This window comes from Arthrobacter rhamnosi (assembly GCF_054510855.1).
In genome coordinates this window covers 216,484-235,586 of the sequence record NZ_JBTNDT010000001.1, presented here as the reverse complement: position 1 = coordinate 235,586, position 19,103 = coordinate 216,484, and the positions used below count along the sequence as shown (strand labels likewise).

Genomic DNA, 19,103 nt, shown 5'->3' with positions numbered 1-19,103 from the left:
ACTGGGAGGGGAGGCGAACATGACAACTAGTGGCGCTCCGCTTGCAGGCGAGCTCGGCGCAGCCCTTTCCGGGTTCGCGGACTACCTCACGCGGGAACGCAACCGCTCGGCCCACACGGTGCGGGCATACCGGACGGACATCGAGCTCTTCCTCGCCCACGCTGCACAGGCGGGGGTGTCTGCACTGGACCAGCTGGAGCTCCGCCACTTCCGGTCCTGGCTCGGTGCACTGGACGGGGCGGGCCTGTCCCGGTCGACGATCGCGAGGCGTGCGGCGTCGGTGCGCTCCTTCATGGACTGGGCCGTCCGCGAGGAGACGATTCTCGCCAACCCCGCCCTGCGCCTCCGCGCGCCCAAGCGGAGCAGCAGCCTGCCCGCCGTCCTCAGCCGGCCGCAGACCGACGTCCTCTTCGAGGGCCTCGATGAGCAGGCAGTGCAGGGCGATCCCTCGAACCTCCAGCGGCGCGCCATGATCGAGCTGCTCTACGGTACCGGTGTCCGGGTCGGTGAGCTTGTCGGCCTCGACATCGACGACGTCGACACGGAGCGGCGCACCCTGGCGGTCCTCGGCAAGGGGTCGAAGGAGCGGACCGTGCCCTACGGGGTTCCCGCGGCCCATGCCCTCGACGACTGGCTGCGCCGCGGTCGACCGCAGTGGGTGTCGGAGAAGAGCGGACCGGCCCTGTTCCTGGGCCGCAGGGGCGGACGCATCGACCAACGCGCCGTCCGCACCCAGGTCAAGGACGCCCTCGATGCCCTCGGCGACACCGCCGCGCAGGGACCGCACGCGCTCCGCCACAGCGCCGCCACGCACCTGCTCGACGGAGGGGCCGACCTCAGGGCCGTGCAGGAGATCCTCGGCCACTCGAGCCTTGCTACGACGCAGCTCTACACGCACGTATCGGTCGAACGCCTCCGCCGAAGCTACGAGCAGGCCCACCCCAGGGCCTGACCCCGCGTGGGCCCCGAGCGGGCGGGGGAGGGCAGGGCATTGCAGGCGGGTAGTGACAGTGGCGAAATTCACGCTTCTCGGGCAGAATGAGCACTAGTGGAACGGAACCCGCATGATATGCGCGGGTGGGTCTCGTAAAGCTCTGGCATCATCCGTTGCAGTTTCATCAGCCATATGAAGGTCGTTGGGGAAGACGTACCTACAGCTATGGAGGATGGAATGTCTGTTGTGATGGCGCGCGGTGTCTTGTACGTGCACTCGGCCCCTACTGCGTTGTGCCCTCATGTCGAATGGGCTATCGGCTCTGTCCTGGACAAGCGCATCGACATGGAGTGGACAGCGCAACCTGCCGCGCCCGGAATGCTGCGCGCCGAGCTCTCATGGGTCGGCCCGCAGGGCTCCGGATCGCAGCTCGCATCCGCCCTGCGCGGCTGGGCGCACCTCCGCTACGAGGTCACCGAGGAGCAGAGCCCCGGCGCCGATGGCGGGCGCTGGTCGCACACTCCTGAGCTCGGGATCTTCCACGCCACGACGGACGTCCACGGCAACATCATGGTGACCGAGGACCGGATCCGGTACGCCTATGAGGCGGGTGCCGGCGATCCTGCCGCCGTCTACCATGAACTCTCCCTCGCACTCGGGGAGTCCTGGGACGAGGAACTGGAGCCCTTCCGCCACGCGGCCGAGGGCGCTCCGGTCCGCTGGCTCCACCAGGTCGGCTGACAGTCTCCCCGTACCCGGCCCTGCTGGGGCTGCAGTTCATCGCCCGCACCCGACAGGAAGTCGCGACGGCGAGGTAGCTGTCGTCATACGAAAGGCGCCGCCCGGAAGGGCGGCGCCTTTCGTATGACGGCTGTGCTCAGACGTTGCGGAGCACGATGACGGCGTTGTGTCCGCCGAAGCCGAAGGAGTTGCTCAGGGCGACGATGTCCCCCTGGGGAAGGTCCCTCGGCGAGGTCACGACGTCGAGCGGGATCTCGGGATCCTGGTTGTCGAGGTTGATGGTGACCGGTGCCTTCCGGTCGTAGATGGCCAGCACGGTCATCACGGCCTCGACGGCGCCGGACGCGCCGAGGAGGTGACCTGTCTGGGACTTCGTCGCGGAGACCGCGACCTGGTCCGTGTGGGCACCCAGGGAGGCCCTGAGGGCGGTGTACTCGGGCTTGTCACCGACGGGGGTGGACGTCGCGTGCGCGTTGACGTGGACCACGTCCTCCGCCTGGGCGCGCGCATCGAAGAGTGCGGCCTTCAGCGCCCGGGTGGCCCCGAGGCCCTCGGGGTCGGGGGCGGTGATGTGGTACGCGTCGGCCGTGACGGCTGTGCCCGCCAGCTCCGCGTAGATCCGCGCACCGCGCGCGAGGGCGTGCTCCTCGGCCTCGAGGACCAGGGCGCCGGCACCTTCACCCATGACGAAGCCGTCCCGGCCGGTGTCGTAGGGACGCGAGGCCAGCTCCGGCTCGTCGTTCCGCCGGGACAGCGCCTGCATCGCGGCGAAGGCTGCGATGGGCATCGGGTGGATGGCGGCTTCGGCGCCGCCGCATACCACCACGTCGGCCTTGCCGGACCGGATCAGTTCGAGGCCCTGGTGCAGTGCCTCCGTGCCCGAGGCGCAGGCGGATACGGGGGTGTGCGCACCGGCGCGCGCACCGAGGTCGAGGCTCACGGCCGCAGCGGGTCCGTTGGGCATCAGCATGGGGACGGTCATGGGGAGGACGCGGCGGGGGCCTTTCTCGCGCAGCGTGTCCCAGGCGTCCAGCAGGGTCCACACACCGCCGATGCCCGTGGCGAACGCGACCGCGAGGCGGTCCTTGTCGACGTCCTCGATGCCCGAGTCGCGCCAGGCCTCACGGGAGGCGACGACGGCGAACTGCGTCGACGGGTCCATGCGCTTGGCCTCGACCCGTGAGAGGACCTCCGACGCCGGGGTGGCGATCTGCGCGGCGAAGGTCACCGGCAGTTCGAACTCCTGCACCCAGTCGGCTTCGATGGTGCGTGCGCCCGACACTCCCTTGAGGGCGTTGGCCCACATGGTGGGGACGTCTCCGCCGATGGGGGTGGTTGCACCGAGTCCGGTGATGACGACTTTGCGTGGCATGGTCACTCTTTCGAAGCTGTGGCGTGCGCCGGCAGGACCGGGGCGAGGGGATGACGAGTACGGCCGCCCACGGCGGGAACACCGGGAGCGGCCGCAGCGCTGGGAACGGCAGGAATCAGGCCTGCGCGCCCGAGATGAAGGTGACGGCGTCGCCGACGGTCTTCAGGTTCTTGACCTCTTCGTCGGGGATGCGCACGCCGAACTTCTCCTCGGCGTTGACGACGATGGTCATCATCGAGATGGAGTCGATGTCGAGGTCGTCGGTGAAGGACTTGTCCATCTCGACGGACTCGGGTGCGAGTCCCGTCTCTTCGTTGACGATCTCGGCCAGACCGGTCAGGATTTCTTCGTTGCTAGCCATGGTGGCTCCTTTTCTGTTCGTGCCGGTGCACCGGCGGGGATGGTCAAACCGCACGGTCGCGGTCTGGGCTTGAAAACTAGGGGAGGACGACGACCTGCGCCCCGAAGACGAGGCCGGCGCCGAAACCGATCTGCAGTGCCAGCTTGCCGCTGAGGGAGGGCTGCTCCTGGAGCGTGCGATGCATGGCGAGGGGGATGGAGGCGGCGGAGGTGTTGCCGGCGTCCACGATGTCGCGTGCCACGTAGACGTGCTCGGGGAGCTTGAGCTGCTTCACCATCTCATCGATGATACGGATGTTGGCCTGGTGGGGGAGGAACACCGCGAGGTCGTCCGCTGTGACGCCGGCGGCGTCGAGCGCGCGCTGTGCGACCTTCGCCATCTCCCACACGGCCCAGCGGAACACCGTCGGCCCGTCCTGGCGCATGGTGGGCCACAGGCTCTCGCGACCGGCGTCGACGTCCTGCTCGCGCTCGGTGTCGGTGGCGACGGCGCCGATGGCGTAGTCCCGGACATCGGTCAGGGAGCGCGTCATCCGGATCGCCTCGTGCTTGCTGCCGTCGGACCCCCAGACGGAGGGCCCGATGCCTGCCGCGTCACCAGGGCCGATGACGACGGCGCCGGCACCGTCGCCGAGGAGGAAGGAGATCGTGCGGTCGGAGTTGTCGATGAAGTCCGAGAGCTTCTCGACGCCGACCACCAGGACGTACTCGGCCGTGCCGGCGTGGACCAGGGCGTCGCCCTGGGCGATCCCGTAGCAGTAGCCGGCACAGGCGGCCGAGATGTCGTACGCGGGTGCCGGCGTCGCTCCGAGGCGGTCGGTCAGCTGTGCAGCGGCCGACGGCGTCGCATAGGGGTGGGTCACGGTGGACACCAGCACGGCGCCGATCTGGGATGCGTCGATGCCGGCCGCGGCCAGCGCCTCCCGGGATGCGGCCTCCGCCATGTCGATGACACTCACGTCGCGCGGAGCGCGGTGCCGGGTGACGATGCCGGTCCGCTGCCGGATCCACTCGTCGGAGGAGTCGATCCACTGGCACACGTCGTCGTTGGTGACGATGATCTCCGGCCGGTAGGCGCCGACGCCGAGGATGCGGGTGTGCTCGCGGAGGGGGGCTTGCTTGATGGCGGTGATGCTCACTGAGGTCCTTCGGGGGTAAGGGACGGATCGAGGTCCGTGGTCCGCGAGTGCTCCTGCATGAAGCCGCGGGCGGCATCCAGGTCCTCGGGCGATTTTACGGCCAGTGCCGCCGTACCGCGCATTCCGCGCTTGGCCAGGCCGGTCAGCGTTCCCGCCGGAGCGAGCTCGATCATCCCCGTGACACCCATCCCCTGCATCGATTCCATGCACAGGTCCCAGCGGACCGGACGCGAAACCTGCGCGATCAGGCTGTCGAGGTTGCCCTCGCCGGTCGCCACGGGCTGCCCGTCATAGTTGGACATGAGCGTGGCCACCGGGTCGGCGGGAGCCAGGGACGGCCGCAGTGCCTCGAGGGCCGTGACGGCGGGAGACATGTGTCCGGTGTGGAAGGCGCCGGCGACCTTGAGTGCAATCACGCGGGCCTTCGCGGGCGGGTTCTCGGCAAGCGCTGCGAGCTGCTCGAGGGTTCCCGCTGCCACCACCTGTCCACCACCGTTGGCGTTGGCGGCGGTGAGGCCGAGTTCCGCGAGCCGCGCCGCGACCTCCTCGGGATCACCACCCAGGACCGCGCTCATGCCGGTCGGTGTCGCGGCGGCAGCTTCCGCCATCGCCGTGGCGCGGACCCGGACGAACGCGACGGCGTCGTCCTCGGAGAGGGCCCCGGCGATGCCCGACGCCGTCAGTTCGCCCACGGAGTGTCCCGTCACGACGGTCGCTGCGGTCAGCGGAGCGTCCTGGAGGAGGAGGCGGGCGGTCACGAGGCCGGCGGCCACGATGAGCGGCTGGGCGACGGCGGTGTCCTTGATGGTCTCCTCGTCGGAGACGGTGCCGTGCCGGATGAGGTCGGTGCCGGCCCGGTCGCTGAGACGCTCGAGGTGGTCCCTTACTCCCGGAAGGTCGAGCCAGGGGCTGAGGAAGCCCGGGGTCTGTGAGCCCTGTCCGGGGCAGGCGATTGCAAGCACTGTTCCAGCTTTCCAAAGAGGTGGAGCATTATCGGGTGTTCGGCTGAACCAAGCTGGCTGTGCCTCTTTGTAGGAAGTCTACAAGGCACTCGAACGCCCGAGAGCAACCGGCGGGGCTTTGTCGACGCTTCCCGCGCGGGCCGGGCGCCCGTTTCCCGTCCCCGAGGCACCGTTCGCAGCGATCGGCGGGGCCGGCGGTGCGGAGAGGCGTCCGACGACCAGCGCGGTCTGCAGGACGTACGCCTCCCGCGGGATCAGGGGGTCCCACCCGGTCACGTCGCACACCCGGCGGAGGCGGTACCGGACCGTGTTGGCGTGCACGAAGAGGGACCGCGAGGTTGCTTCGAGCGAGTGCCCGAGGGTGAGGTACGCGGACAGTGTCTGCTCGAGGCCGTTCGACGCCGCCAGGAGCGGGCGGTAGATGCTGCGCACGAGCGAGCGCCGCGCCGTGTCGTCCCCCGACATCACGCGCTCCGGCCACAGATCCTCCGACGAGACGGGACGCGGGGCTCCGGGCCACGCCCGGGCGGCGGTGAGTCCGGCGAAGGCGGCCTGGGCGGAACTGCTGGCGGCGACCAGCGACTCCGCCTCCGGGCCGAACACGACGGCGCCGTCCCCGAAGAGCTCGCTGATCCTGGGGTAGGCCTTGGCGGGGTCCCGCACGCCTCCGAGCACGAGGATGAGCCGCTCGCCCTGGATGCCCACGAGGACGTCCTCCGCGAGGCGCCCGGTCACGCGGCGGAGCTCGTTGAGGAAAGCGACGTTCGGTTCGGAGGGAGCGCTGCCGACCATCACCGTGATGCGGGCCTGCGATTTCCAGCCGACGGCGGCGATGCGGGAACGTAGGGCGTCGGAACTCTCGCCGCGGAGGATGGCGTCGACCACCAGCGCCTCGAGGCGCGTGTCCCACGACCCCCGGGTCTCGGCCGCACGGGCATAGACGTCCGCGGCGGCGAAGGCCACCTCGCGGGAGTACCGGAGTACGGCCTCGCGCAGCGGCCCCTGGTCGGCCGCGGGCGCGAGGAACGGCACGTGGTCCTCGACCACCTGCACCACCACGCGGATGAGCTGGAGGGCCTTCTGCAGGCTGATGGATCGCGTCAGCTCCGTGGGCGCTGTGCCGAAGACATCACTGAGGACCCACTCCGGGGACACCGGCTTCTGGTACCAGTTGACGAAGGAGGCGATACCCTTCTGCGCCACCATCCCGAGGGCGGACCGCTCGTCCGGCCGGAGCCCGCGGTACCACGGCAGGTCCGCGTCGAGCTGCTTGAGGGTCGCCGTGGACAGCGAGCCGATCGTGGAGCGCAGCTTCTCCACGGTGGCGGGATCCGGGGGAGTTGTCCCCGCGTTAGTCGCTCCGGCCGCCCTGGGGGCGCTACCGGGATCATCTTCGGGCTGCGGCATCCTCCGAGCATACGGTCTCGGCGCTGCGGCCTTCCATTTGTGAGAAGGCTACAAAAAGAACGACGGCGGACGCAGCGTTGATGCTGTGTCCGCCGTCGCCGGTGGTGCGGTGTGGTGGGGTGGTGCGGGGGGGCCTAGGAGTCGCCGCCGGCGTTGCCGGTGGTGCCGGCGTTGACGTCGAGGAGGCGGTATTTCTCGATGGCTTCCTTGGGTGCGTTGGCGTCGACCTCGCCGCGGCGGGCGAGCATCTCCAGGGCCCGGACGACGACGGAGTGGCTGTCGATCTTGAAGTACCGACGTGCCGCGGCGCGTGTGTCGGAGAACCCGAAGCCGTCGGCTCCGAGGGTCGCGAACTCGTTGGGGAGGAATTGGCGGATCTGGTCCGGGACGGCCTTCATGAAGTCCGAGACCGCGACGATCGGGCCGGTCGCGCCTTCGAGCTGCTGGGTGATGAAGGGTTTGCGTGCCTCGGCGCCGGGGTTGAGGAAGGCTTCCTCCTCGGCGTCCAGGCCGTCGCGGCGCAGTTCGTTCCAGGACGTCACGGACCACACATCGGCCGAGACGCCCCATTCCCTGGCGAGGATCTGCTGGGCTTCCAGGGCCCAGGGGACGGCCACGCCGGAGGCGAGCAGCTGGGTGCGGGGTCCGTCGACCTTCGCGGGCTTGAGCAGGTAGATGCCCTTGAGCAGGCCCGTCACGTCCAGTTCCTCGGGTTCGGCCGGCTGCACGAAGGGCTCGTTGTAGACGGTGAGGTAGTACATGACGTTGCGGAAGGACTCGGGCTTGTCGCCGATGTCCCCGTACATGCGGTTCAGGCCGTCGCGGACGATGTGCCCGATCTCGTACCCGAACGCGGGATCGTAGGTGATCACGGCGGGGTTCGTCGAGGCCAGGATCGGTGAGTGCCCGTCGGCGTGCTGCAGGCCCTCACCGGTGAGCGTGGTCCGTCCGGCGGTGGCGCCGATGATGAACCCGCGGGCCATCTGGTCCGCGGCGGCCCAGATCGAGTCCCCGGTGCGCTGGAACCCGAACATCGAGTAGAACACGTAGATCGGGATCAGCGGCTGGCCCTGCGTGGCGTAGGCGGTCCCGGCGGCCGTGAACGCGGCCATGGAGCCGGCCTCGTTGATGCCCGCGTGCAGGATCTGGCCCTCGATGGACTCCTTGTACGCCAGGACCAGGTCGCGGTCCACGGAGAGGTAGTTCTGCCCGTTGGGGTTGTAGATCTTCGCGGTGGGGAAGAACGCGTCCATGCCGAAGGTCCGGGCCTCGTCCGGGATGATCGGCGCGATCCGCCGGCCGAAGTCCTTGTCCCGCATCAGGTCCTTCAGGATCCGCACGAACGCCATCGTGGTCGCGGCCGCCTGCTTGCCCGAACCCCGCTTGGCCGTCTCGTACGCCTTGTCCCCGGGCAGCACGACGTCGGTGTGCCTGGTGCGCCGTTCGGGCACGAACCCGCCGAGCTCGCGGCGGCGCTCGAGCAGGTACTTGATCTCCGGGGCATCGGCGCCCGGGTGGTAGTACGGCGCGTTGTAGAGGTCGTCGTCGATCTGCTCGTCGGTGACCGGGATGCGCAGGTGATCACGGAACGCCTTGAGGTCGGCGTTGGTGAGCTTCTTCATCTGGTGGGTCGCGTTGCGGCCCTCGAAGTGCGGGCCCAGGCCGTAGCCCTTGACGGTCTTGGCGAGGATGACGGTGGGCTTGCCCTTGAACTCCGTGGCGGCCTTGTACGCGGCGTAGACCTTGCGGTAGTCGTGCCCGCCGCGCTTGAGGTTCCAGATCTCATCATCCGAGAGGTCCTCGACCATGGCCTTGGCCTCGGGGGACTTACCGAAGAAATGATCGCGCACGAACCCGCCGGACTCGGCCTTGTAGGTCTGGTAGTCGCCGTCGGGCGTCTGATTCATGATCTCCACCAGCGCACCGGAATCGTCCTTCTCCAGCAGCGCATCCCACTCACGCCCCCACACGACCTTGATGACGTTCCAGCCCGCACCGCGGAAGAACGCCTCGAGTTCCTGCATGATCTTGCCATTACCGCGCACCGGCCCGTCCAGGCGCTGCAGGTTGCAGTTGATCACGAAGTTCAGGTTGTCGAGCTTCTCGTTCGCGGCCAGCTGCAGCAGACCGCGCGACTCCGGCTCGTCCATCTCACCATCGCCCAGGAACGCCCAGACCTGCTGCCCCGAGGTGTCCTTGAACCCGCGGTTGTGCAGGTACCGGTTGGACTGCGCCTGGTAGATCGCGTTCATCGGCCCGATGCCCATCGACACGGTCGGGAACTCCCAGAACTCCGGCATCAGGCGCGGATGCGGATACGAGGACAGCGCCGAGCCCTCCTTGGACTTCTCCTGCCGGAACCCGTCGAGGTCCTCCTCGGTCAGGCGGCCCTCGAGGTACGCCCGCGCGTACATGCCCGGCGACGCGTGCCCCTGGAAGAAGACCTGATCCCCACCACCGGGGTGGTCCTTGCCCTTGAAGAAATGATTGAACCCGACCTCATACAGCGTCGCCGCGCCCGCGTAGGTGGAGATGTGCCCGCCCACGCCGATCTCCGGGCGCTGCGCGCGGTGAACCATGACGGCGGCGTTCCAGCGCATCCACGCACGGTACTTCCGCTCGATCTCCTCATCCCCGGGGAACTCCGGTTCCTGGTCCGCCGGGATGGTGTTCACATAATCCGTCGTCGTGACCATGGGCACGCCCACGGACTGCGCACCGGCACGCTGCAGCAACGAACGCATGATGTACTGCGCGCGCTCGGTGCCCTGGGTGCGAATCAGCTGGTCGAGGGATTCGATCCACTCCGCGGTCTCTTCCGGATCCCCATCGGGCTTACCGACGGTCAACCCGCTCAGAATATCCGCCGTACCTTGTTCTGCAGCCACGCGATATCTCTCCACTTCCACAGATCTTGTCTGTGTCGCTTTATGCCTGCGCCCGGCTCGTGGGCCCGCGCAGGGATGCAAGCCCCGGTGCTTGGACCGCGGCCATATAAGGCCACACTCTATCGCCGCCGGGCCTTCCATGCGTAGCGGGACCGGGGCGGCCGGGTAGATTACGCCGAGGGCGTGCCCTTCCTGCCCCGGGGCGGACGTCCGGCGCCGCTCCGGGGCACTCGGAGCTCCAAAAGGACGCACTGGCTTGATGCTTGGCGGATAAGGGTGTTGGCTGGTAGCAATGTATATCTACACGAGGGCCCGTCAGCCGACAGTCCCGTCTTTCCAGGAGGAGCTAAGTGAGCGAGGCTGAAGCCGCCACTGCGGTCAACGTGGCAGGCAAGTTGGGTTTCAAGGACGGAGACCTTGTTCAGGAACTCGGCTACGACGACGACGTCGACTTCGACTTCCGGGAGAGCCTGGAGGACGGCATCGGCTCCGAGCTGCTCACGGAGGATGACCAGGACGTCGTCGACGGTGTGATCCTCTGGTGGCGCAACGGGGACGGCGACCTCGTCGATGCCCTCGTGGACGCCCTGACCTCGCTCGGCGCCGGCGGCGTCGTATGGCTCTTCACGCCCAAATCCGGCCGACCGGGCTATGTGGCTCCGGCGGACGTCCAGGAAGCCGCTCCGACGGCCGGCCTGCATTCGACGTCGTCGGCCGGAGTCTCCAAGGAATGGGCCGCGACGCGGCTCGTCAGTCGCCGGAAGCAGTAGGCGTTGCCGCTCGGGATCGGGTCCGCCGCGCCCAGGTTCACGCTCGACAACCAGTTCGGTGAGACCGTGGACAGCGCGTCGCTCGTCGGCGGGTCCGTCGTCGTCTTCTTCCCGTTCGCCTTCTCCCGCGTGTGCACCGATGAACTCGGCCAGCTCCGGGAGAACCTCGACCTCTTCGACGCCGCGGGCGTCACGCTGGTCGCGGTGTCCGTCGACCACAAGTACACGCTGCGCGCCTTCGCGGACGCGAACGACATCTCCTTCGACCTCCTGGCCGACTTCTGGCCCCACGGCTCGGTGACCCGCGCCTTCGACGCCTTCGACGCCGTCCACGGGTACGCGGAGCGGGTCAGCTACGTCCTGGACGGCACCGGCACCGTGCGTGCCGTGGTGTCGTCGCCGCACGGACAGGGACGGCCCATCGCCGACTACGCGCGAGCGCTGGGCTCGGTCGAAGCCGCATTGTGACGGCGGAGGGGGACAAGCACGACCAGGACGGGCCCGGATCCAACCCGCGCCTCGGTCTGACCGGGTTCGCGAGCGGGACACCGGCGTCGGGCCTGAATCCCCTGGCCCCCGGGGAGCGCCACCTCCTCGACCAGGCCGTGGACCTCCTCGGCGGACTGCGGCTTGCCGTGCTGACCGGAGCGGGACTGAGCACCGACTCGGGCATCCCCGACTACCGCGGCCCGCAGTCGGTCCCGCGCAATCCCATGACCTACCAGCAGTTCGTGGGCGACGAAGCGCTCCGCCGCCGGTACTGGGCGCGCAACCACGTCGGCTGGAGGCATCTCCGCCGCGCCGACCCGAACGCGGGCCACGCGGCCGTGGCGAAAATGGAGCAGCGGGGCCTGCTCTCGGGCCTCATCACCCAGAACGTCGACAGGCTCCACTCCTCGGCCGGGAGCGTGAACGTCATCAACCTGCACGGGACGTTCGACCGCGTCGTGTGCCTGCAGTGCGCGTCGACCTTCGCGCGATCCCTCATCGCCGAGATCCTCGAGGACCTCAATCCCGGGTACCTCGAGCGGGAGTCCGACGCCGGCGACGTGGCCCCCGACGCGGACGCGGATGTCGACGACACCGAGGACTTCGTGATGGCGCCCTGCCCGGTGTGCGGCGGCATGCTGAAGCCCGACTTCGTCTACTTCGGCGAGAACGTGCCGAAGGACCGCGTCGCCGACGCGTACGCCATGGTGGATGCCGCAGGGGCGCTGCTGGTCGCCGGGTCGTCCCTGACGGTCATGAGCGGACTCCGCTTCGTCCGGCACGCCGTCAAGGCGGGCAAGCCCGCCGTCATCATCAACCGCGGCTGGACGCGCGGCGACGACCTCGCCACCCTCAAGATCGAGGCAGGCGTGTCGGAGGCCCTGACGTACCTCGCCGAGCGGCTGCCCGAACTTCCGCGGGCCTAGGTATCCACCACCGGCTGGTCCGAGTAGTCAACCCGCAAAGCGAGTAGCGCCCACTGTTTCCCCGTCATCGACTGCGCCGTAGGTTCAACCCATAGGTCTCTCAACTGGGGTGGAACATGCGTCAATCAACACGGTCTCTGCTGGTCGCTCTCGGAACAGTGATGGCTGCGGCCATCGCTCCCCTGGCTCTCGAATACCAGGGGCAGGCTGCGGAGGACGCTCCAGTCTCCGCCGTCGTCGACGCGGTCGCTCCGGCGCCGTCAGGTGCCGCCGGCGACCTCGTTGCGGATCCCGCCCCGTCGACGGGCGGGCAGGAGTCCCCGGTGCCCGAGGACACGCCGCCTGCTCCCGCTCCCGCTCCGGCTCCCGCATGGCCCGGCAGTGGCATGGGCGGTGACCTCCCGCCCGGCTCGCTGCCCGTCCCGCCGTACCCGGAGTGTCCTATTACCGAGGCAGGGGCCTGGTGGACCGACCCCGCCGACCCCTACACCTGCATCCCGCCGGGCTCCGTGCCGTTCCACGAGCCCACGCCACCGGGAATCGATCCGGAACTGCTCGAGCCGATCTTCGAGGAGCCCCAGACGCAGCCCGGTCCCGGCGATGACTGCAGGCTCGTCGGCGCGCTGCAGTGCACCGTGACCATCATGGGCCAGGACTATGTGGTGACGTTTTCCGACGGCAAGCCCGTCGGCGTCGCGGAGGCCCGGCAGTAGCCGAGCGCCGTAGCCGACCGCGGAGAGCCCGGAATGCGAAAAGCCCCGCCGGCGGCGCCTGCGGGGCTTTTCGTGGTGGGTCCTACCGGGATCGAACCGATGACATCCACGGTGTAAACGTGGCGCTCTACCAGCTGAGCTAAAGACCCTGGTCCTGGATGCCGTCCCGCCGGCTACAGCCGGCAGCGCGTCATCACGAGGATCGACTATACCGGCTCGGCGGAGGATCGCGCCAATCCGTCCACGCTACTCGCCGGCCGCCAGCTGTCCGCAGGCACCGTCGATCTCCTTGCCGCGCGTATCGCGCAGGGTGGTGGGGATACCGGCGTCGCGCAGACGGTTGATGAACTCCGTCGAGACGCTCTTCTCCGACGCGGTCCAGATGGAGCCCGGCGTGGGGTTGAGCGGGATCGGGTTGACGTGCACCCAGCCACGGCCGCGCTGGTTGAGTTTCTTGGCCAGCAGGTCGGCACGCCACGCGTGGTCGTTCATGTCCTTGATGAGCGCGTACTCGATGCTCACGCGGCGCCCGGTGGTCCGGTAGTAGTTGTAGGCCGCGTCGAGGGCCTCGTCGACCTTCCAGCGCGTGTTCACCGGGATGAGCTCGTCGCGGAGTTCGTCGTCGGGTGCGTGGAGCGACAGCGCGAAGGTGACCGGCAGTGACTCGGCCGCCAGCTTGTTGATGGCCGGCACCAGACCGACCGTCGACACGGTGATGTTGCGGGCCGACATGCCGAGACCCTCGGGGGAGTCGTCGACGAAGCGGTGCAGGGCCGCCATGACCCGCTTGTAGTTGGCCAGCGGCTCGCCCATGCCCATGAAGACGATGTTCGTCACGCGGTCGGCGTCGTGCCCGCCATCGGTGCGCAGGTCGCCCAGCGCGCCCTCGGCGAGGGCACGGTTCGCGGCGACGACCTGGTCCACGATCTCGGCCGTGGACATGTTGCGCGTGAGGCCGGCCTGGCCCGTCGCGCAGAACGGGCAGTTCATGCCGCATCCCGCCTGGGATGACACGCAGAGCGTCACGCGGCCCGGATAGCGCATCAGGACCGACTCGACGAGGGCGCCGTCGAAGAGGCGCCAGAGGAACTTGATGGTGTCACCGTTGTCCGTGGTCAGGCGCTTCACCTCGGTGAGCAGCGACGGGAACATGGCCTGCACCAGCTCCTCGCGCCCCGCCTTCGGCAGGTCGCTCATGGCGGCCGGGTCCGTGGTGTAGTGCGAGAAGTAGTGCGTGGACAGCTGCTTCGCACGGAAGCCCTGGTGGCCCAGTTCCTTCAGCCGGTCCTGCCGCTCGGCAAGGGTCAGGTCCGCCAGGTGCACCGGCGGCTGGCTGACGCGCGGCGACTTGAACTGCAGCAGCGGCCTGCCGTCGCTGGACACGATCGGCTCGGCGCCCTCCACTTCGGGGCGCACCTGAGGGCGCGAGGAGGCGGGGGCAGGGGCGGCGGGGGTAACCGTAACGTCGGACATCCTTACCATTCTTTCATGGATGGCGCCAGCGTCCCAGTCGACGGCGTGTTTGATGGGACACTCCCGCCGCGCGGAACCCGCCGACATAAAACGCCGGGTCCGGTCGCGCGTGTGGCGGCGGGTGTTGCGACGGTAATAGTGTGAAAGCGGCCGGTTGGCCCGCGCGGGAACGCGCCCGAAAGCACCGGCACATGCAGCGCACTGCATGCAGCGGATAAACGACGGAGAACACATTGAGCGCACAGATCGGCGTCACAGGCCTGGCAGTCATGGGAGCGAACCTCGCCCGGAACCTGGCCCGCAACGGCTACACCGTGGCCCTGCACAACAGGTCGGTGGAGAAGACCGACACCCTGCTGGAGAAGCACGGGAACGACGGCGACTTCATCCGCACCGAGACCCTGCAGGAACTGGTCGACTCCCTCGAGAAGCCCCGCCGTGTGCTGATCATGGTGAAGGCCGGCAAGCCGGTGGATTCGGTGATCGACCAGCTGACCCCGCTGCTGGAGCCCGGCGACATCGTGATCGACGGCGGCAACTCCCACTACGAGGACACGCGACGCCGCGAGGCCGCCCTCTCCCAGCACGACCTGCACTTCGTCGGCGTCGGGGTCTCCGGCGGCGAGGAGGGCGCCCTCCTGGGCCCGTCGATCATGCCCGGCGGCTCCCGCGAGTCCTACGATTCCCTCGGCCCGATGCTGGAGAAAATTTCTGCGAAGTACAACGGCGAGCCGTGCTGCACGTGGATCGGCACGGACGGTGCCGGGCACTTCGTGAAGATGGTGCACAACGGCATCGAGTACGCCGACATGCAGGTCATCGGGGAGGCCTTCGACCTGCTGCGCTCGGGTGCCGGGATCGAACCGGCCGAGCAGGCGAAGATCTTCACCGACTGGAACGCGGGCACCCTGTCCTCCTTCCTCATCGAGATCACCGCCGAGGTCCTCGGCCACACGGACGCGCGCACGGGCAAGCCCTTCGTCGACGTCGTCGTCGACTCCGCCGGGCAGAAGGGCACCGGGCGCTGGACCGTGGTCTCCGCGCTGGAACTGGGCAGCCCCACCTCGGGCATCGCCGAGTCGGTCTTCGCCCGCGCCCTGTCCTCGCAGAAGGACCAGCGGGTCCTGGCCCAGGACATCCTGCAGGGCCACGAGGGGAGCGTCGAGCTGCCCGAGAGCTTCGTGGAGGACGTCCGCCTGGCTTTGTACGCGTCGAAGCTCGTCAGCTACGCCCAGGGCATCGACATGCTCACCGCGGCCGCGAAGGAGTACGGCTGGGAGCTCAAGCTCGATGAGATCGCCTCGCTGTGGCGTGCCGGCTGCATCATCCGCGCCGAACTGCTCGACGACATCATGAAGGCCTACGCCGGCGACGAGCGCCCCGCGAACCTGCTGCTCGCCCCCGCCTTCGCCGAGGCCATCGCCGGCGCGGTCCCGGCGTGGCGCCGCGTGGTCGCGACCGCCGTGCAGCTGGGCATCCCCGTCCCGGTGTTCTCGGCATCGCTGGCCTACTACGACGGCCTGCGCCGCAAGCGCCTGCCCGCCGCCCTCACCCAGGGCCTGCGCGACCTGTTCGGCGCGCACACCTACAACCGGATCGACACCGACGGCACGTTCCACACCCTGTGGGGCGAGGACAAGTCCGAGATCGAAGCCGTCGACACCCACTGACGGCCCCCGCAACGACAGAAGCCCCGGACCTCGGTCCGGGGCTTCTGTCGTCGCGGCTAGATGTAGATGGCGGGGTCCACGTACTCCGCGGGGTCGACGGCAGGTTGCGTCTCCCGCCGCGAGTCGCGGTGGCGGAACGTCGCTGGGATGCCCGTGACGATGGAATCGGGTGGCGTGTCCTTCACCACGACGGCGTTGGCGCCGACGGCGCTGCCCGCCCCGATGGTGATGGGACCCAGCACCTTGGCTCCCGCCCCGATGGTGACGCGGTCACCGATCGTGGGGTGGCGCTTGACCTTCTCCAGCGAGCGGCCGCCGAGCGTCACGCCCTGGTAGAGCATGACGTCGTCGCCGATCTCTGCGGTGCTGCCGATCACGATGCCCATCCCGTGGTCGATGAAGAACCGGCGCCCGATGGTCGCCGCCGGATGGATCTCGACACCGGTGAGTGCCCGCGCGAGCTGGGCGAGGGCGCGCGCGGGGAAGCGCAGCTTCTCGTTGCGCCACATCCGGTGGGTGAGGCGATGCACCCAGATGGCATGGAGCCCGGAGTACACGACGGTGTTCTCGAAGGACCCGCGGGCAGCCGGATCGTGGGTCCGTGCGGTCTCGAGGTCCTCGCGCAGTCGTTCTAGAAAGCTCACCGGCTACCTTTTCCTGGGGATGTCGTGGTCTCGGACGGTATCCGAGGTCGTGCGGGCGGTCTCAGCCGCGGATGTCGTCGAAGAGCACCGTGGAGATGTAGCGTTCGCCGAAGTCGCAGACAACGGCCACGATGAGCTTACCGGCGTTCTCCGGACGCTTCGCGAGCTCCAGGGCGGCCCAGACGATGGCTCCGGACGAGATGCCGCCGAGGATGCCCTCCTGGGTGCCCAGGGCGCGTGCCACCCGGACGGAGTCCTCGACCGTCGCGTCCAGCACCTCGTCGTACGCCTCGCGGTCGAGGTTCTCCGGGATGAAGTTGGCGCCGAGGCCCTGGATCTTGTGGGGGCCCGGAGCTCCGCCGTTGAGGATGGGGGAATCGGCGGGCTCGACGGCGACGATCTGCACACCGGGCTTGCGCTCCTTCAGCACCTGGCCGACGCCCGTGATGGTGCCGCCGGTTCCCACACCGGCGACGAAGATGTCCACCCCGCCGTCGGTGTCCTCCCAGACCTCCTCCGCCGTGGTGGTGCGGTGGATCGCCGGGTTAGCGGCATTGGCGAACTGCTGCGCCCAGATCGCGTTCTCCGTCGTCGCGACGATGTCCTTCGCCCTGTCGACGGCTCCGCGCATGCCCTCCGAGCCCGGGGTCAGCACGATCTCCGCACCGTAGGCCCGCAGCATCACGCGCCGCTCGGTGGACATGGTCTCCGGCATCGTCAGGATGACCTTGTATCCCCGAGCGGCTCCGACCATGGCGAGGGCGATACCGGTGTTGCCGGAGGTGCCCTCGACGATCGTTCCGCCGGGGCGAAGGGCGCCTGCCCGCTCCGCCGCGTCGATGATGGCCACACCGATGCGGTCCTTCACGCTGTTGGCGGGATTGTAGAACTCCAGCTTGACGGCGACCTGGGCGTTGAGCCCCTCGGTCAGGCGGTTGAGGCGGACGAGGGGCGTCCGTCCCACCAACTGGGTAACGTCGTCATAGATCTTTGCCATGCGGGAGCCTGCCTGTTCGGGTGCGGTGGATGTCGGCGTCGGGCGGGGCGGATCCGAAGCGCCCGGGACCGACGGCGGTCAGCTTAACGGGTGGTCCGGGTTGCACCTACGCGGCGAGCCACTGGGCGTAATATTTCCGCGCCTTGGACAGCTTCGGGTTGATGATCACCTGGCAGTAGCCCTGCTCGGGGTGCTTCGCGTAGTAGTTCTGGTGCCAGTCCTCCGCGACGTGGAACCGGGGGAGTCTGCTGACCTCGGTGACGATCGGGTTCTTCCAGTTCTCCTGGTTGCGCCGGATCGCGTCCTCGAACAGTTCCTTCTGCTCCGCGTCCTGGTAGTACATGACGCTGCGGTACTGCGTGCCGACGTCGTAGCCCTGCCGGTTCAGCGTGGTGGGGTCGTGGGACACGAAGTACATGTCCAGGATGACGTCCTCGGGGATCACGTCCTCGTCGAAGGTCACCGCCACCACCTCCGCGTGGCCGGTCATCCCCGAGCAGACGGAATCGTAGTCAGGGTGCCTCGTGTGCCCGCCGGTGTAGCCCGAGACGACCTCGGTCACTCCGCGGGTCTTCTGGTAAAGGGCGTCGAGGCACCAGAAACAGCCTCCTCCGAGCACGAAAGTCTTCATGTCCTTGTCAATGCGCCGCGGGCGCGGATGATTCCCGGGGCGGATGGCCCGTTTGCGAACGGCGGAAGTTGGAGGCGTTCCGCGGCGGGGGTATTACTGGTGTCATGGAACAGAACCAGCACGACGACGCTCCGGTGGCAGCGGCGGCACCGACCGTCGGCGACGTCCTGCTCGCCATCGGCGAGTTGTGGCCCGAGAGCCTCGCAGAGGGCTGGGACGCCGTCGGGCTCGTGGCAGGCAGGGCGGAGAACCGGGCGGTGAAGATCCTGTTCGCGGTCGACCCGTCCGCCGCCGTCCTCGACGAGGCGCTCGCCTGGGGGGCGTCGATGATCGTGTCCCACCACCCGCTCCTGCTGAAGCCCGTCTCGTCGGTCGCGGCGTCCGGGTTCAAGGGCGACGTCGTCCATCGGTTGATCGAGGCGGGGTGCGCCCTCGTGACCGTCCACACCAACGGCGACAGTGCGGTCGGCGGCGTGTCCGACGTCCTGGCCGACGCCCTTGGGCTGCGCGACGTCGAACCGCTCGCACCGGCTGCCGGGGGCCTGCCCGAGGAGGGCATCGGGCGCGTGGGCGATCTCGGGACGCCGGTGACGCTCGGCGCCTTCGCCGAGGCGGTCTTCTCCATCCTGCCCGCCGTCGCAGGAGGGGTCAGGGTCGCAGGCAACAGCGATGCGCTGGTGCGCCGCGTCGCCGTGTGCGGCGGGGCCGGCGACTCCCTGTTCGACCGCGTCCGTACCAGCCGGGCCGATGTCTACGTCACCGCCGACCTGCGCCACCATCCGGCCTTCGAGGTCCGGGAGGCCGCAGCGGGCGGCCCGCCCTACCTGATCGACGTCTCCCACTTCGGCAGTGAGTGGCTGTGGCTGACGCCGGCCGCGGACGCCCTGGGCGATGTGCTGAGCGCGCGGGGCTTCACGACCGATATCCGGGTCAGCGGGGTCAACACGGACCCCTGGGACTTCGTCCTCACACCCGGCAGCTGATGTC

General features: G+C 68.9%; 18 protein-coding genes and 1 tRNA gene. 8 read left to right on the top strand and 11 right to left on the bottom strand.

Annotated features, from left to right (window positions below; translation table 11 throughout):
* Positions 1-19: 19 nt before the first annotated feature.
* A complete protein-coding gene (locus tag ACX80I_RS01210) occupies positions 20-952 on the top strand; it encodes a tyrosine recombinase XerC (protein WP_459343361.1) in 933 nt (310 codons plus the stop codon).
* A 219-nt stretch (positions 953-1,171) separates the two neighbouring features.
* Entirely contained in the window at positions 1,172-1,675 is a 504-nt protein-coding gene (locus ACX80I_RS01205; protein ID WP_087075971.1) for a DUF3145 domain-containing protein, read from the top strand.
* A gap of 136 nt (positions 1,676-1,811) precedes the next feature.
* Here ACX80I_RS01205 and fabF read toward each other — a convergent pair whose 3' ends face one another.
* From fabF to aceE, 6 genes are all read right to left on the bottom strand, one after another.
* Positions 1,812-3,047 (bottom strand): beta-ketoacyl-ACP synthase II, encoded by a 1,236-nt coding sequence (gene fabF, locus ACX80I_RS01200; protein ID WP_459343360.1) that lies wholly within the window; start codon positions 3,045-3,047, stop codon positions 1,812-1,814.
* Positions 3,048-3,162: 115 nt separating this feature from the next.
* Entirely contained in the window at positions 3,163-3,408 is a 246-nt protein-coding gene (locus tag ACX80I_RS01195) for an acyl carrier protein (protein ID WP_087075967.1), read from the bottom strand.
* Positions 3,409-3,484: 76 nt separating this feature from the next.
* On the bottom strand, positions 3,485-4,546 hold the full coding sequence (locus tag ACX80I_RS01190; protein WP_459343359.1) for a beta-ketoacyl-ACP synthase III: 1,062 nt from the start codon (positions 4,544-4,546) through the stop codon (positions 3,485-3,487).
* Positions 4,543-5,508 (bottom strand): ACP S-malonyltransferase, encoded by a 966-nt coding sequence (locus ACX80I_RS01185; protein ID WP_459343358.1) that lies wholly within the window; start codon positions 5,506-5,508, stop codon positions 4,543-4,545. Before ACX80I_RS01185 ends, ACX80I_RS01190 begins: the two co-directional genes overlap by 4 nt.
* Positions 5,509-5,586: 78 nt before the next feature.
* Positions 5,587-6,915, bottom strand: a complete 1,329-nt coding sequence (locus tag ACX80I_RS01180) for a PucR family transcriptional regulator (protein WP_459343357.1) — start codon at positions 6,913-6,915, stop codon at positions 5,587-5,589.
* A 134-nt stretch (positions 6,916-7,049) separates the two neighbouring features.
* Positions 7,050-9,803, bottom strand: coding sequence for a pyruvate dehydrogenase (acetyl-transferring), homodimeric type (gene aceE, locus ACX80I_RS01175; protein ID WP_459343356.1), 2,754 nt, complete (start codon positions 9,801-9,803; stop codon positions 7,050-7,052).
* Between the two features lie 350 nt (positions 9,804-10,153).
* Between aceE and ACX80I_RS01170 the strand changes: the two genes are divergently transcribed.
* The 4 genes from ACX80I_RS01170 to ACX80I_RS01155 all read left to right on the top strand — a co-directional run bounded on the left by ACX80I_RS01170 (position 10,154) and on the right by ACX80I_RS01155 (position 12,701).
* Positions 10,154-10,573 (top strand): DUF3052 domain-containing protein, encoded by a 420-nt coding sequence (locus ACX80I_RS01170; RefSeq protein WP_459343355.1) that lies wholly within the window; start codon positions 10,154-10,156, stop codon positions 10,571-10,573.
* A 3-nt stretch (positions 10,574-10,576) separates the two neighbouring features.
* Complete coding sequence (locus ACX80I_RS01165) at positions 10,577-11,041, top strand: redoxin domain-containing protein (protein WP_459343354.1); 465 nt, start codon at positions 10,577-10,579, stop codon at positions 11,039-11,041.
* Positions 11,038-11,988 carry an NAD-dependent protein deacetylase gene (locus ACX80I_RS01160; RefSeq protein ID WP_459343353.1) on the top strand — a complete coding sequence of 317 codons (951 nt, stop codon included), beginning with the start codon at positions 11,038-11,040 and terminating at the stop codon, positions 11,986-11,988. The genes ACX80I_RS01165 and ACX80I_RS01160 overlap by 4 nt, the downstream gene beginning before the upstream one ends.
* Positions 11,989-12,149: 161 nt before the next feature.
* The gene (locus ACX80I_RS01155; RefSeq protein ID WP_459343352.1) at positions 12,150-12,701 is read left to right on the top strand and encodes a hypothetical protein; all 552 of its coding nucleotides are present in this window, start codon (positions 12,150-12,152) and stop codon (positions 12,699-12,701) included.
* A 73-nt stretch (positions 12,702-12,774) separates the two neighbouring features.
* On the opposite strand, the gene ACX80I_RS01150 is transcribed toward ACX80I_RS01155, so the two are convergent.
* Together ACX80I_RS01150 and rlmN are read right to left on the bottom strand one after the other, a co-directional pair.
* A tRNA-Val gene (locus tag ACX80I_RS01150) sits at positions 12,775-12,850 on the bottom strand.
* A gap of 97 nt (positions 12,851-12,947) precedes the next feature.
* Entirely contained in the window at positions 12,948-14,174 is a 1,227-nt protein-coding gene (rlmN, locus tag ACX80I_RS01145) for a dual-specificity RNA methyltransferase RlmN (RefSeq protein ID WP_459343351.1), read from the bottom strand.
* A gap of 233 nt (positions 14,175-14,407) precedes the next feature.
* Here rlmN and gnd point away from each other — a divergent pair, with 233 nt between their 5' ends.
* Positions 14,408-15,844, top strand: coding sequence for an NADP-dependent phosphogluconate dehydrogenase (gene gnd / locus ACX80I_RS01140; protein WP_459343350.1), 1,437 nt, complete (start codon positions 14,408-14,410; stop codon positions 15,842-15,844).
* A gap of 56 nt (positions 15,845-15,900) precedes the next feature.
* Here the strand turns inward: gnd and epsC are convergent, their stop codons facing one another.
* The 3 genes from epsC to msrA all read right to left on the bottom strand — a co-directional run bounded on the left by epsC (position 15,901) and on the right by msrA (position 18,116).
* Complete coding sequence (gene epsC / locus ACX80I_RS01135) at positions 15,901-16,488, bottom strand: serine O-acetyltransferase EpsC (protein ID WP_087075947.1); 588 nt, start codon at positions 16,486-16,488, stop codon at positions 15,901-15,903.
* Positions 16,489-16,549: 61 nt separating this feature from the next.
* Entirely contained in the window at positions 16,550-17,485 is a 936-nt protein-coding gene (gene cysK, locus ACX80I_RS01130) for a cysteine synthase A (protein ID WP_459343349.1), read from the bottom strand.
* A gap of 106 nt (positions 17,486-17,591) precedes the next feature.
* A complete protein-coding gene (gene msrA / locus ACX80I_RS01125; protein ID WP_459343348.1) occupies positions 17,592-18,116 on the bottom strand; it encodes a peptide-methionine (S)-S-oxide reductase MsrA in 525 nt (174 codons plus the stop codon).
* Between the two features lie 104 nt (positions 18,117-18,220).
* Here msrA and ACX80I_RS01120 point away from each other — a divergent pair, with 104 nt between their 5' ends.
* Positions 18,221-19,099, top strand: a complete 879-nt coding sequence (locus tag ACX80I_RS01120; protein ID WP_459343347.1) for a Nif3-like dinuclear metal center hexameric protein — start codon at positions 18,221-18,223, stop codon at positions 19,097-19,099.
* Positions 19,100-19,103: the final 4 nt, after the last annotated feature.